The following is a 13,199-nucleotide window of genomic DNA, read 5'->3' as shown; positions in this document are numbered from 1 at the left end:
GTCAAAGACGGAACCATTATTCAACTTTTCCGTTATCGCCAATGTACGAGTTAGTGGACGACAACAAAACCAAACAGGGAAGTGTCTCGTAACCAGTAGTATTCTCTAACCGAAGGTGGAGAAATGACGACAGACACGGCAATACCCAAAGAACACCTGACACGCCTCATTGAGACTCCCATCGGCTGGTTCGCTCTGACCAGAGAAGCCTCCGACCTTGGCCCCTTCCCGAATCCGGCACTGGCCTCAGAGGCACTGACCCGCCATATCAAGGCCTATAAGGGCGTTAACAGACGCAGCGACCAACCCCTGCGGCAGATTCACATCCATGATTCATCGAACTGCCTGAAAGATAACTGCGGTCTCTGTGCCGAAACACTGTCCATTCACTGGTCAGCGGAGGCTGTGGGCTAATGAAGCGACAAGAGTCTTCCTACGAACCCCAGCGTTGCAGCCTGATCCCTCCAGAACGCAGGCTGAGAGTTTTTGGAGCGATTCTGTTCTGCGCGGCCAGCCTGGCGGCATTGCATTTTGTAAGTTCGCTTTGAAAGCGGGAAGGGAAAGAAAAAAAGAGCCGCAATTGCGGCTCTTTTTTTATGTTTATGGGCGGCCCTGGGGGGCCGCATATGAGCGTTTAGAGCAACGGCACGTCGGTTTTGCTCGCACATACCGCATTCACATTCACTTCATTCAGCAATGACAGCAGCGACGGCGCAAACTCCACCTCAACACTGTCAAAACGCTTGTCGGTCTGGAACACCAGGAAACTGGTATCTGAGCCATCCAGCACACCGGAGGCACCCAGAAGATCCAGGTCCAGAATGCCCTCTCCGTTACTTTCTTCCTGGGTCACGCCATTCAGCACCGTACGAACGATCAGGTCGCCGCCGAGAAGATCAGCCTGCAGCAACTGCGGACTCTCGTTGAATGCGATGCCCACGGCATTGGAGGCAGGGTATGCGAAACCGGATGTCGCCGCCACGCGGAGTTTCACGGTAGAGAGGCCCAACAGATCGGTATTTCGCATGGTGGCCTGGTTCGTCAGATCATCGTCGACGACATTACCGGCGTTCTGCACATCACAGATCAGCCCGAGTCCAAGCAAACAACCCGACGTATCGGCGGTTGCTGTGGCATTGAGATCGGTGTCACTGGCAAGCATTGGTGAGAACTGTTCACCGGATACAGCGCAGGCGTAGGCGGCATCGTCAACCAGGTCACAGGCATCGCCGATACCGTCACCATCAGAATCTGCCTGGTCGGGGTTGGCTACGCGCGGGCAGTTGTCATTCGGTTGCCCAAGCAGGTTTTCATCGTCAATACCATCTCCGTCAGTGTCTGCATCACACACATCACCAACACCGTCACCGTCCAGGTCTTCCTGGTCGGGGTTTACCGTATTCGGACAGTTGTCGAGCGGCGTGGTGCCATCGCTTTCGAAATCAGGGATGCCATCGCCGTCGCTGTCCGCTACGTTATCGGTATCGCAGGCATCACCGATATTGTCGCCATCCGCATCTGCCTGACTGTTATTCGCCACGAGCGGGCAGTTATCGCCGCCGCTAGCCGGGTCGATAGTGGTGAAGGTTCCATCACCATTATCCGTCTTATCAGCAACACCATCGCCATCGGCATCGGTGTCACAGGCGTTGCCAACGTTATCGCTGTCGAAGTCAGACTGACTTTCGTTCGGTGTCAGTGGGCAGTTGTCGCCACCGCTCGCTGGATCGATCGCACTGAAGGTGCCATCACCGTTGTCAGTCTTATCGGCAACGCCATCACCGTCAGCGTCGGTGTCACAGGCATCCCCAACAAGGTCTGAATCCTTGTTTGCCTGATCAGCATTGGCAACCGTTGGGCAGTTATCATCGCCGTTAGGCACACCGTCACCGTCCTCATCAGACGTCGAGCCGATGTCAGTGTCACACGCATCGTCAATGCCATCTGCGTCCGCATCAACGCCAGAATTGACAACTGTCGGACAGGAATCCTCATTATCGGGAATGCCATCACCGTCTTCATCGAAAACCTGAGTGTCACCGCCGACGGCACCGCCGCCTGAAGTTCCGCCCGGGGCGCTATCTGATCGGCAACCAGTGAGCCCAACAACCAGCGCCAGCAACAGCGCCATAGACCATTTTATTGTGTTTGTGTTCATTGCGACTTCTCCCATCTCATTTCGAGATCACGTTGAACTCAACCCGCCGGTTGCGCTCTCTGCCTTCTTCCGTGTCATTACTGCGAACCGGTTTGGATTCGCCATAGCCGTTCGCTTCCAGACGGTCTGATGCAACACCCAGATCCACCAGGTAATTTCGAACCGATTCCGCACGTTTCTGTGATAGTTTCTGGTTGTAGTCAGCACCACCCACACTGTCGGTGTGGCCCGCCAATTCAACCTGCAGATCTTCCTGACCCTTGAGCGCGTCCGCGGCCTTGACCAGAATGTCCCGTGCGTTTGCAGTCAGGCGATCAGAGTTGAACTCGAAGGTGACGCCCTGGAGCACAACGCTCTGCTCCTTGTCGGTTTCAACACAGCCAACCGCATTGACCTGCAAGCCCTCAAGTGTGTTCGGGCACTGATCGACGCCATCCACCACGCCGTCGTTGTCAGAATCGGCAGCCTCAATAACCCGCTCCTTCTCGACGACTTTCTCGACGTATTTCACCTTTTCCACAATCTGTCGGCGAGTCGCACCGATTGGAACGGTGACGCCGAGCGACAGGTGAAAATCCGACAGACCATCGTCGAAAGTGTCATAGAGGTAGCGGGCTTCTGCCCGGAGTCGAAGACCTGAATCTGTCACCGGCCCCGTCAGCAGACCGATCCCCAAATTGGCGTAGCCACCGATTTCATTGGACGTGTTGTTGGCAACATCATTTCTCGACACGCCAACACCAGCCAGACCGAAGGGCGTGATATCCGAGTTGCCAAACAGGCGGTAGGCGAGATCGACACCCAGTCCCTGCTGGTAGTAATCCGTCACGCCGGTACGGCCGGTCTCAATCACACCGGAAAAAAATGTAGGTTCCAGCCACCAGTATTCATCCAGACGCACACCGTAGGTTGCTCTGACGGCGGTTCCATACTCGTCAGTCCGTTCGTCGTCGGGCACGATGTAGGTGCCCAGAAGGGAAAATTCACTGTTGTGTTGAATGGTATCTGCCTGAAGTCCGGCTGCTGCAAAAACCAGACACCCTGCCGATAACTGCCCAACCAGTCGTCGCGCCCTGCTGCTCATGATTTGTTAGTCCTTTTTTTGTCTTCCACTCACACGAGCTACAAGCTTATAACCGCTTGTAGTAGTTCTCAGATTAGGCCAATTTAGCTAGAATGCACTTGGCCGAAACTTCATTGATCTGCGTCACAAAATACAGATGCAGGCATTTAAAACGTAGCACAGACGACTCTGGCCGCAACTGAAAAACACTGCATTTACATAATGTTGCAATGCCATATCTTTACACGCTTGAAATAGCTCAAAGTTCCCGCAGAGCAGGCACAAACTCCAAGCTTTTACATTTCATAACATTGTGGCACCAGCCACCCCGGTACAACTGGCCATGCAACCGATTGCCGGGTTTTAACGTTATACAGAGAGAACCACAATTCGCATGAGGGAACAGCGCGCCTGATGATTAGAAAGGTAAAGCGGTCTATCGGCCGTGGAACGGCGATAACCGGAGCCCACACTGCCAAACGCCCGGGAGACGATCCCGGCCACATTCCGACAGGCCCGGTAAAATCGAACCGTTTTCTGAAAACACCACAGGGATGGTATATCCGCACTCGGGAGAGCAATGACCTGGGGCCCTTCGCCAGCGAAGAAGAGGCGTTTGTCGCGCTTCAGGTATACCTCGGGAACACGGATGTCAGTTCGGTTCGCCGATTTCAGCCGACGCAGTTTTATGGCATACAGATACACGACACGGCGACTTGCCCGAAGGAACGCTGTGCATTATGTGCCGAGGTAGAACAGTGGGAATCTCAGCAGAGCTGAGCACCGGTCAAGTCAGACCGGTGCTTTGCCCTCGTTGAGCGCCAGAGCGCCCTTCACAATTCGATAGATGATCCAGATGGAGATCCCCAACAGAAAGAACCATCCAATGATCAGCGGCGTGGTCACGATACCAATGACGGTCCAGAGCAGACCAATCCAGAACGTTCTTATCTGCCAACGGAAGTGCCGCTCAATCCACGTGTTCCGGACATCATCCAACTTGACGTAATTGATGATCACACCGATCAACCCCGTGATCCCCCCGACGAAGAACGATAGCGCTTGCAGAATGTACACGGCAACGGCCAAGTTTCGGGCGGAGTCCGAGCGTTGCGCCATCGGATCCGGATCGGCAGGGATGTAGTCCTGGTCAGCCAAGGCGATTCTCCTTACGAATATCTCGCCCAAGTCTAACACACAGGCTTACAATCGCCGCCAGAGCGGGACATCAGTGGTTGTCCGGACGGTATCCGAGGCGGAACCCACCCCAATGCTTTCCGTTCACGTAGATCGGCACCGACAGGTCATGCATGATCTCACCGGTATCCCGGCGATACGTCTGCAACAGCATATCCTCGGTATGCGTGCCACAGCGAATACCGGTGCGGTCATTGAACAGACGCTTGCTGCGGCTCTTCACCAGATCGACCTCCGGTTTACCCGTGGGCGCATTGGCGAATTCCCGGTTATGAGTAGGCACATAGCCGTCCGGGGCGCAGGAAATGGCAAACACCAATGCAGAATGGGAATCCTTGATTGATTCTTGAATGGAGGGCAGATTCTGATCGGTAAAGGTGTCGAATCGGCTTCCATACTTTGGAGGATGAGTATTGGGGATTGCTTCACGATTCCGGTCGAACAACGCCGACTCCGAGAGTTTGCCCTCACTGATGGCCCGCTCGAAAAGCTTGCCTATCTGCTCAGCTCCCGCTTTGGCCTGATCGTAGAAGAAGCGGTGGTAACTGGCCTCACTGTTCAGGGCAAACGCCGCATTTGCTTTCTCTGCCAGCTCCATCTGCGTGCCCGCCTGCTCGGCCAGGGACGCAACACTGGAGTCGCTCTCGGATATCTGATCGCGAACGGTTTCGATGGCAGAGAAGACCTGTTGCAGGCTTTGTTCGTTGCTCTGATCAATCTCGGCAATTCTGGCAACCTGCTGCTGTACCCGATCGGACTGATCACGAATCTGATCGAGCCGCTCCCCCACACTCTCCACGGACACCAGCCCTTCCTCGACACTGCGGGCAAGGTCCTCAATCCGGGAAACAATCAGAGTGGTGTCGGAACGAACTTCCTGAAGAGTCTCGGCCACTTCGCCAGTCGCCTGAGCGGTTCGCCCCGCAAGCTGCCGCACTTCATCTGCAACCACGGCGAATCCACGCCCCTGCTCACCTGCCCGGGCTGCTTCAATGGCAGCGTTGAGGGCAAGCAGGTTGGTCTGCTCAGCGATGCCCTCAATGGTGGTGGTTACACCCTGAATCTTGTTGGATTTCTCATTCAGTTCCTGAATCAGGCGAAGGTTTTCGCCGGACTGCTGATGCACAATGCGAATACGCTCAATCGCATCCACGAGAGCCTGGCGACCTTCTGCACTGGTTGCGCTGGCCTGGTGCGCCATGGTCGCAGCTTCCGTGGCCTGTTCTGAGGACTCCCGGACGGTTTCGGTAATCTCGCCGGCATACTCCGCCATCTGAGCGGTTTCTTCCACTTGCCGGTCAAGGCGCAACTTCAGCTGGTCAGCCGCATAGGATACCTGGGCGGCGGAGATGGCGTTCTGGTCAGCACTCCCCGACAGGCTCTCGACCAGCGCGCGGCCGGCTTTGGCCTCGGACAGAAGCTGATGACATTCCTTGTGAAGCGGGTGGTCTTCCGGAAGAGAGCCGTCATTGAGTTCACGGATACTCCGTTCCACGGGCTCCAGAACGCGGGCAACGAAGAAGATAACAGCAGCGATCAATCCAATGGCGAGCCCGATCAGCAGAGAGCCCGGATCAAGGCCTAGCACCGGTGCCACCAAGCCGCATGTAAGTGCAACAGCGGCAGCACTCGCAATCCCCCATACAATCGTCGCCCTAGTAAGCAGAGCCATAATAACCTCATCATTCTTGTTTTATGTACAACCATCGTTCAACGCAAGGCTATTGGGGAGAGTAAAGAATCCGCATGAGTTCTTAACTCATACTTTAGTGCATTTATTCCTTATATCGGCAGGATTGGAATGATCTGAAACAAAAAAACCGCAAACCTCACCCATTCCGTTACAGAATAGGGACGGTGTGCGGTTTGATCATGGCGCCCGGCCAGGGATAACCGGGCTGCCCCGGTTTACCAGTCCAGACGGATATCCCGATTCTGAACCCGGCTGGCACTTTCAAGAGGCGGCACGCCGTCCGGGTCAACATCCCGGTAGACGTTAACAGCAGGCACGACCGTCGCGTCCCGCCCGTAGACGTAGCTCTCTTCTTCAACAATAACTTTATAGGCTTTGTTCAGGGCAAGCGCCCTCTCCTTGCTGGGGGCAATCAGGGTATAGACATCTGCTGCGGCAACATCGTCTACTTTGACTGAGCCATCATCGTTAAACCAGCGCGCTCGCATTTCCGGATTCTCCCGGAACTCATTGCCGCCACCCGCACGCTCAAGATATTCGAGAATTTCGCCTTTCAACTGACCAAGACTGGGAGCGTCTGGCATGCCCCGGAGATCGATGTAGCCCCACCCCTCAGCACCTGCCACCTTCCTCGGAAACGCAAACGTCTGGTCAATCGTGGTCCCGATCGTCGCGTGGCATCCCATACAGAACATCTGTTCCTGATAAGTCTGTTTTCTGAGTTCGCCCTGACTGTTTTCGATAAAGCCCAGCACCTCCCAGCCCATGCCATTATTCAATCCTTTATCCCCGTGATCGGAATATGCCGGAAGGTTGCCGTCCAGTTTTTCCTGGTGTTCGTTGCCATACAGAGATGAAAGCTCAGCCACCGAATACGAGGTGACTTTTTTCATGTAGCGCACTTCCTTCATGCGTCGGGACGGACGAATCTCATCTCCTTCAATACCCACGTAACGAACGGTATGAATAAACTGTGTCCCCTCGGGGTAAGACATTCTCTCAACCGATTCTCCGGCAGCACCGCCCACATACTTTTCCCTGCGCTGAATTCGGGTGACTTCTCCAAGCATGCCGTCATGGTTGAGATCCGCGCAGACGTTGTTCTCGTCAATCGGCGGTGTCGACACCGTGTCCATGTCCCCCATGGCCATTTCAAGCAGTGCGAGGTTGGTAAAATACACATCCTGGGAAAATTCATCCGTATCGGTACCGCATGCTGCAACACGAAACGGTTCGGGCAAGCGGATCATGACGTCATCGGTCGAGCCGTTGGTCGGCCAGAAGGTACTTGGCAGTGGCTTGTAATTGAAGGCGACCCAACCACTTCCATCCCGGGCGAGACCTCGCTCGTCAAAGGCCTCGGCCCCTTCGGCGAGGTCCTGGATTTCCGGTATTGGCCCGGACCATTCCTCGTCGTCTTTCAGACGTTCAATAAAGTCCGAGTAATTATCCGTGTCTATGTAACTCTCGATTTCGCTATCGCTGATATCGGCAATCTCGTCACGCCGATCAACGAACAGGTTTGTCCAGTGATTGTGGGTTCCCAGCTCAGAGAAGTTGTAGTCTCCCTGCAGGAATCCGTCGGACATGCTATTGGGACGATCCGGGTCCGAGTATGTCTGATGGCAGGTGTAACAGGGGTTATTCACTCCCTCAGTCTTGGTGTAGCACTGAGGAGGGATAACGGCTTCCCGGTTGTAGAGGGTGTCCGCAGCAATGGCAGGCCGATCCGGTTCCTGACCTTCATAGACATAGTCATCCGGGACGACGACGGAAGGCAGATCATTATTACCGCCACACCCGGACATCAATACACTGACACCAATAACCAGAGAATAAATAGAGCGATTCATGACGTTACTCGTTCAATAGAAAACGGGGAAGCCTCACGGCTTCCCCACTTGTTGCATCTATCCGGTACCCAATCAGGCTTCCGGATCAAACAGCCATACCGTGTTGTTTTCGTGGTTGCCGGTATCTTCACCGATCACCACACGACCATCTTTCAGAACCAGGAGGTTGTCCGGGTTGGAGATGTTGTCTACGTCGCACTGGTTTGCTGTCGCGGCACCGTCATACGCACCGCCAACGATGACGGGCTCCATGCGGGAAATATCAAAGCTCGCATCAAGCTTCATCTGGTAGACCACGCCACACGAGCCATTGGTGCCATCCAGTTGGATATCACCCATGTCGTCTGCCATGGTTTTGTCGTAGCTGGACATCGCCATGTAAGCGTATGGAACTGAACCATTCTTGGCGCTTTCCAGGTTGATGTTCACACCTTCCATCTTGCGGAATTCAGCCGTTGCACCCAGTGCTTCTGCGGCTTTGCGGGTTTCGAGGAACGCTACACGGTCATCAGCAGCATTACCGGCGGCCCATTCAGCAACGTCTGCATCGGAGATGTAGCTGGTCTGACCATCGACGTAGTCAGTCTCGTCGATGCCATCGTAATCGCTGATCCAGCCTTCGATATCGGCGTTGGTACCGTGAGCCAACTCGATCCACTGGATATCGAATCCGGCAACCGCAGGATCGGAGGATGCATCCTGAGTCGCTTTTGCGGCGTACAGAGTACCGGCCGTCAGGTCGCCAGCAGTATCAGCCACAAACTTGAAGAACACCGTACCGGTACCATCGTCGCTCAGGTAAACGGTCTTTTCGTCCGGCATAACAACCGAGTTCTCGTGGGAGAAACGTCCCATGGCATGCATTTTCACCGGGGTCGGTGTAGCCGCTGTCGGGTTGGTGATTTCTACGATGTAGCCGTAGTCATACGGGTTCGGGAAGGTGCCATCCAGGTATGTTTTGAGATCTTCCGCCTGGTAGAAGTAGTTGTAGTTGGGGTTGTTCCAGTCTGAAGTATTGTCGAAGTAGAGTTCTTCAGAGGTGAGCGGGTTACCCCAGGGAGACAGTGTACCGAAGCAGTTAACCCAGGTGCCGCCGACAGCGCCGAAGTCGATCATCATGACGTCGTTATCAACGACATTCCACTCGCCAGCGTCGTTCTTGCGGACTTTCATCCGGCTCATACCGCCCGGGCGGTCTTCCCAGTTGGTAAACAGGTAACCCTCTCCGGCACCGGTGCTCACGAAGGCGTTAAAGTCAGGATCGTTGGAAACCTTGATAACGGTCTTTGCAGCGTCTGTTGCGACAATCGCGCCCATGCCACCGACGGGCGCCCCCGCCCAGGAATCACCATTCTGAGCCAGCACCTTGTAGGAGCCGACGGCCGTGCGTACCAGCTCTTTTTCCTCAGTGGTGCTCGGCGCTGCCAGAGCGTTGAAACCGAAACCATCAGCGGAAAGGTCTGCGTCCTCAACAACACCCACTGCCGCAGCAGAGAAGACGTTGCCGTTATCGTCGGCGGTTGTGTTGCTGTCTGACGGATGCTGAACGTTGAAGAACAGATCGCCCTCTTCGGTCAGAAACAGGCCTGTGACCTCCGCTCCAAGGGGGACCGTTGCCATACGAGTCAGAGCCTGGCTATCTGTGTCAAACGAGGATGCTGCGCTATTGTTGTCATCGTCGTCAGAACAGCCCGCCACCAGAGCAACGCCCGCGACAGCCATCGCCAGCGCTGACAGTTTGAACACAGACTTTCCGTTCTTTTGGTACATGTCTCTCATCCTTTGCTTTTTCCAAGCGTTAGTTTTAAGGAGATTTTCGGAGCCCCTAGACTGGCCAAACTATGTTTCAGCTCCGTTTCGACCTCATGAACAGACGATGACCTTTCCGAGACAAGCCCCAAACTCGCCGAAAGCGAAATAAAACGGTCACATTTGCGCCGTTATAGTGACGGATTAAGTGAGAACTCAAGGCAAGACCCAGCCATGCAACAAGTCTTCAATGCTCAGTCCCACCAGCACGCATTGCGGGAAGCGGACAAATTCAAGGATTGCGCGCCCACGGACATCGTCGGATCAACGCCTCGCGAGGGTGTGCAGGTCACTCTGCTGGGGATGGCTATCGATATCGGCCTCGGCGGCCTCAAGGTGGTTGCTGGGGCTATGAGTGGCAGCCATGCGTTGATCGCAGACGGCATTCATTCGTTTTCTGACGCCATGACGGATGTTCTTGTGATCGTCATGATGCGTTACTCCCGCCAGCCAGCCGACGATGATCACCCCTACGGTCATGAACGATTCGAAACGCTCGGGACTGTCCTCATGGGGTGCCTGTTGATGCTGATTGCGGCGGGAATGGTCTGGGATAGTCTCTTTACACTTTTGACCGACGGCTCGCAGATCGAGACCGGCTGGCTGGCAATAGCGGCAGCGCTGATTTCCATTGCAGTAAAAGAGTGGCTGTTCCGCTACACAAAATCTGTGGGCGAAAAGATCAAGTCGGAACTGATCATCTCCAATGCGTGGCACAGCCGGACAGATGCGATCTCATCCATCGTCGTGCTTTTGGCCATCGTGGGTGCGGCAACGGGTATTGAATGGCTGGATCTGGCGGCTGCAATCGCGGTGGCCTTCGCCATTGGGAAAATCGGTCTGGGGATGATGACCGATAACATCAAGGAGTTGGTGGATACTGCGCTGGCCCCCGACAAACGCTCTCGTTTGCTTACACTGGTTGAAGGGTTTGCTGACGTGAAAAATGTTGCCAGTCTACGGAGCAGACGAATGGGGAACCACTACCTCGTTGACTGTTCACTGGTTCTGCCCGGAACGTTCACGATTGCTCAAAGCCAGCAATACATCGCGACGATAACAAACCAGGTCTTGAACACCTTCCCCGAAATACGGGAGTTTGCAGTCAGAGTGGAAGCAGACACACCGTCTACCACAAGGGAGTAACTGCAATACCGGCAGGGTATCCCTGCCGGTACTCGCCCGCTATTACTGGGTCATTTCCTCATAACCTTCTTCCATGGAATCTCCGGCATCGTCCGCCGCGTCTTCCATTTCGTCCATCGCATTTTCGGCCCCTTCCTGGAGCTCACCCAGTGCGCCCTCATCCTGGCCGGTTGCCTCTTCGTATGTCTCTTCCATCGAATCGCCAGCATCATCCATCATGTCGCCGGCGTTATCGGCGGCCTGCTCGACATCCACACCTTCGTTTTCTTCAGAACTGCATGCGGCCAGTCCCAATGCCATGACAAATGCCAGTGTGCCTAATGTGAGCTTTTTCATAACCATGTCCCTCAGTTGGTCCGTATTTACGACGGCCACAAGGGTACGACTGGCACCCGACACATACAATTACCCGGAAATTACCCTTTGGTTAACACCCGCCGGCCGAGAGTTGGCGGCCATCGATCATGACCACGTGGTCAATACCCACAAGGTTACCCCGGCCGAGGAGGATGAAATCCTCTCCTGCCCGGCTGAAAAGGTCCTGGATGACATCATGCACGGTACAGATCTGGCCCGCACCATCGCGGTAGATTACCTCGGCCAAACGTCCTGACATCAGGTACTCACGCAGCATTCGCTGAACCAGGCAGTCAGCCGTCCGGGCCGGCGGATTTGAGGCGGTCATGGCTATTGATCCTTCTGCTTGCGTTTTTTCTTGTTATCCACTGATGCCGAGCCGCTTCAACACACGGATATGGAAAGTCTGGTCCAAAATCGCGAGATTCGCCAACCCGGGAAATCATGTCATTTAGTGCCAACGCGCCTAATTCCACCCATAACTTGTTGCATTGCCAGATTGTCCGACATAAATTTTAGACAGGCACAGCAACGGAGAACAAGAGATGAATGCCAAGACCCGCGATCCCAACATTGCACAGTCGGTACAGCAATCGGCTCCTGAAACGGACTGGAAGGACCCCAAACGGTATATGTGGCTACTGGGCCCGGCTCTTCCAGGTATTGGCCTGGCGGCGCTGACCGGGTATGCACTGGCGCCCAAGAAGCTCAAGGCCCTGGCCTGGACCGGACCGGCCCTGGTTCACGGCATCATCCCGGCGCTGGATCGTGCAATCGGCGAGGACAAAAGCAACCCGCCGGAGTCGGCCGTCAAGCCTCTGGAGCAGGACAAGTACTACGAGCGAATCGTAAAGGCCTTCATTCCCACCCAATATGCTATGACCTTCATGGGCGCTTGGTTGGCCAGCCGGAAAAAGACGCCTCTGGAAGACAAGATCGGACTGACACTCACCGTGGGTGCCATTAACGGTGTCGGCATCAACACCGCGCATGAGCTGGGTCACAAGTCGAACAAGCTGAATAAGTTGATGGCCATGGCAGCGCTGGCGCCGACCGGCTACACCCACTTTGTGGTTGAGCACAATTTTGGTCATCACAAGCGCGTGGCAACCCCCGAAGACCCGGCAAGCAGCCGCATGGGTGAGAGCTTCTGGAAGTTCCTGCCCCGGACGGTGGTTGGCGGGATCAAGTCGTCCATCAAGATTGAGAAGGCGAGGCTTGCCCGCAAGGGTAAAGGCTTCTGGAGTCTCGACAATGAGTTGCTGCAGGGCTGGGCCATGAGCGCTGGCTTCTTCGGCGCAACCACTCTGGTGTGCGGCCCCCGAGCTGTGCCGTTCCTGGCCGCGCAAGCGGTCTATGGCGCAAGTTTGCTGGAGAGCGTGAACTACATCGAGCATTACGGCTTGCTGCGCCAGAAAGACAAGAATGGCAAGTACGAGCGCACTCAGCCGGAGCACAGCTGGAACAGCAATCACATCGTGACCAACCTGTTCCTGTACCAGCTACAGCGCCATTCGGACCATCATGCTCACCCGACCCGGAGTTTCCAGGCACTGCGCCACTTCGAGAACGCGCCCCAACTGCCCGGCGGATACGCTTCTATGCTGTTGCCGGCGTACGTTCCCAAGTGGTGGTACGAGGAAATGGACAAGCGGGTGATTGATCACTACAAGGGCGACCTGAGCAAGATCAACTGGGACCCGGACCGCAAGGAAGAGCTGATGGCGAAGTATGCCGACTATGCGGCTGAGGTGGCGGCTCGCCATGCTGATGAGTCCGGGGAGCAGGCAGCCTGAGGAACAGGTGCAAGCGCCCAACACTCATGCTCCCCCAAGACACGCCGTGAATACGTCCATGTAGGCTTGTGTGCAGCTTCCCTGCTGCACACAGTCTTGGGGGAGCATGAGCGTCGGGCGCATCAGA

The 13,199-nt window shown here is 55.3% G+C and carries 11 protein-coding genes and 2 pseudogenes; 4 read left to right on the top strand and 9 right to left on the bottom strand.

Features of this window, described 5'->3' with window-relative positions; all coding sequences use genetic code 11:
- Positions 1–123: 123 nt before the first annotated feature.
- Positions 124–414 (top strand): hypothetical protein, encoded by a 291-nt coding sequence (locus D777_RS08130; RefSeq protein WP_036130422.1) that lies wholly within the window; start codon positions 124–126, stop codon positions 412–414.
- Between the two features lie 802 nt (positions 415–1,216).
- Here the strand turns inward: D777_RS08130 and D777_RS18360 are convergent.
- The 3 genes and pseudogenes from D777_RS18360 to D777_RS08120 all read right to left on the bottom strand — a co-directional run.
- Positions 1,217–1,540, bottom strand: a pseudogene (locus D777_RS18360) (thrombospondin type 3 repeat-containing protein); the annotation flags it as partial.
- A 69-nt stretch (positions 1,541–1,609) separates the two neighbouring features.
- Positions 1,610–2,131 (bottom strand): annotated as a pseudogene (locus D777_RS18355) (thrombospondin type 3 repeat-containing protein); the annotation flags it as partial.
- A gap of 43 nt (positions 2,132–2,174) precedes the next feature.
- Positions 2,175–3,242 carry an OmpA family protein gene (locus D777_RS08120; RefSeq protein WP_051669016.1) on the bottom strand — a complete coding sequence of 356 codons (1,068 nt, stop codon included), beginning with the start codon at positions 3,240–3,242 and terminating at the stop codon, positions 2,175–2,177.
- Positions 3,243–3,635: 393 nt separating this feature from the next.
- Here D777_RS08120 and D777_RS08115 point away from each other — a divergent pair, with 393 nt between their 5' ends.
- A complete protein-coding gene (locus D777_RS08115) occupies positions 3,636–4,001 on the top strand; it encodes a DUF6316 family protein (protein ID WP_036130419.1) in 366 nt (121 codons plus the stop codon).
- Between the two features lie 12 nt (positions 4,002–4,013).
- On the opposite strand, the gene D777_RS08110 is transcribed toward D777_RS08115, so the two are convergent.
- The 4 genes from D777_RS08110 to D777_RS08095 form a co-directional block, all read right to left on the bottom strand.
- Positions 4,014–4,340, bottom strand: a complete 327-nt coding sequence (locus D777_RS08110) for a DUF4870 family protein (RefSeq protein WP_406564771.1) — start codon at positions 4,338–4,340, stop codon at positions 4,014–4,016.
- A 109-nt stretch (positions 4,341–4,449) separates the two neighbouring features.
- Entirely contained in the window at positions 4,450–6,090 is a 1,641-nt protein-coding gene (locus D777_RS08105; protein ID WP_036130414.1) for a methyl-accepting chemotaxis protein, read from the bottom strand.
- Between the two features lie 236 nt (positions 6,091–6,326).
- Complete coding sequence (locus D777_RS08100; protein WP_036130411.1) at positions 6,327–7,964, bottom strand: hypothetical protein; 1,638 nt, start codon at positions 7,962–7,964, stop codon at positions 6,327–6,329.
- A 72-nt stretch (positions 7,965–8,036) separates the two neighbouring features.
- On the bottom strand, positions 8,037–9,734 hold the full coding sequence (locus tag D777_RS08095; protein WP_036130408.1) for a PhoX family protein: 1,698 nt from the start codon (positions 9,732–9,734) through the stop codon (positions 8,037–8,039).
- Positions 9,735–9,947: 213 nt separating this feature from the next.
- On the opposite strand from D777_RS08095, the gene D777_RS08090 reads away from it, so the two are divergent.
- Positions 9,948–10,919 (top strand): cation diffusion facilitator family transporter, encoded by a 972-nt coding sequence (locus tag D777_RS08090; protein WP_051669015.1) that lies wholly within the window; start codon positions 9,948–9,950, stop codon positions 10,917–10,919.
- 42 nt (positions 10,920–10,961) lie between these two features.
- Here D777_RS08090 and D777_RS08085 read toward each other — a convergent pair whose 3' ends face one another.
- Positions 10,962–11,255 (bottom strand): hypothetical protein, encoded by a 294-nt coding sequence (locus tag D777_RS08085; RefSeq protein WP_036131217.1) that lies wholly within the window; start codon positions 11,253–11,255, stop codon positions 10,962–10,964.
- A 91-nt stretch (positions 11,256–11,346) separates the two neighbouring features.
- On the bottom strand, positions 11,347–11,604 hold the full coding sequence (locus D777_RS08080) for a hypothetical protein (protein ID WP_036130406.1): 258 nt from the start codon (positions 11,602–11,604) through the stop codon (positions 11,347–11,349).
- A 217-nt stretch (positions 11,605–11,821) separates the two neighbouring features.
- On the opposite strand from D777_RS08080, the gene D777_RS08075 reads away from it, so the two are divergent.
- Positions 11,822–13,072: an alkane 1-monooxygenase gene (locus D777_RS08075; RefSeq protein WP_051669014.1), complete on the top strand. Its 1,251-nt coding sequence runs from the start codon at positions 11,822–11,824 to the stop codon at positions 13,070–13,072.
- The last annotated feature ends 127 nt before the right edge of the window (positions 13,073–13,199 follow it).

Source organism: Marinobacter nitratireducens, from assembly GCF_000708045.1.
Taxonomy (GTDB): domain Bacteria; phylum Pseudomonadota; class Gammaproteobacteria; order Pseudomonadales; family Oleiphilaceae; genus Marinobacter; species Marinobacter nitratireducens.
The sequence above is the reverse complement of the archived record's forward strand: the minus strand, read 5'-3'. Positions and strand labels throughout refer to the sequence as shown.

Coding starts and splice junctions, on each gene's coding strand:
- D777_RS08130 (WP_036130422.1), top strand. CDS start 124: ATGACGACAGACACGGCAATACCCAAAGAACACCTGACACGCCTCATT.
- D777_RS08120 (WP_051669016.1), bottom strand. CDS start 3,242: ATGAGCAGCAGGGCGCGACGACTGGTTGGGCAGTTATCGGCAGGGTGT.
- D777_RS08115 (WP_036130419.1), top strand. CDS start 3,636: ATGATTAGAAAGGTAAAGCGGTCTATCGGCCGTGGAACGGCGATAACC.
- D777_RS08110 (WP_406564771.1), bottom strand. CDS start 4,340: ATGGCGCAACGCTCGGACTCCGCCCGAAACTTGGCCGTTGCCGTGTAC.
- D777_RS08105 (WP_036130414.1), bottom strand. CDS start 6,090: ATGGCTCTGCTTACTAGGGCGACGATTGTATGGGGGATTGCGAGTGCT.
- D777_RS08100 (WP_036130411.1), bottom strand. CDS start 7,964: ATGAATCGCTCTATTTATTCTCTGGTTATTGGTGTCAGTGTATTGATG.
- D777_RS08095 (WP_036130408.1), bottom strand. CDS start 9,734: ATGTACCAAAAGAACGGAAAGTCTGTGTTCAAACTGTCAGCGCTGGCG.
- D777_RS08090 (WP_051669015.1), top strand. CDS start 9,948: ATGCAACAAGTCTTCAATGCTCAGTCCCACCAGCACGCATTGCGGGAA.
- D777_RS08085 (WP_036131217.1), bottom strand. CDS start 11,255: ATGAAAAAGCTCACATTAGGCACACTGGCATTTGTCATGGCATTGGGA.
- D777_RS08080 (WP_036130406.1), bottom strand. CDS start 11,604: ATGACCGCCTCAAATCCGCCGGCCCGGACGGCTGACTGCCTGGTTCAG.
- D777_RS08075 (WP_051669014.1), top strand. CDS start 11,822: ATGAATGCCAAGACCCGCGATCCCAACATTGCACAGTCGGTACAGCAA.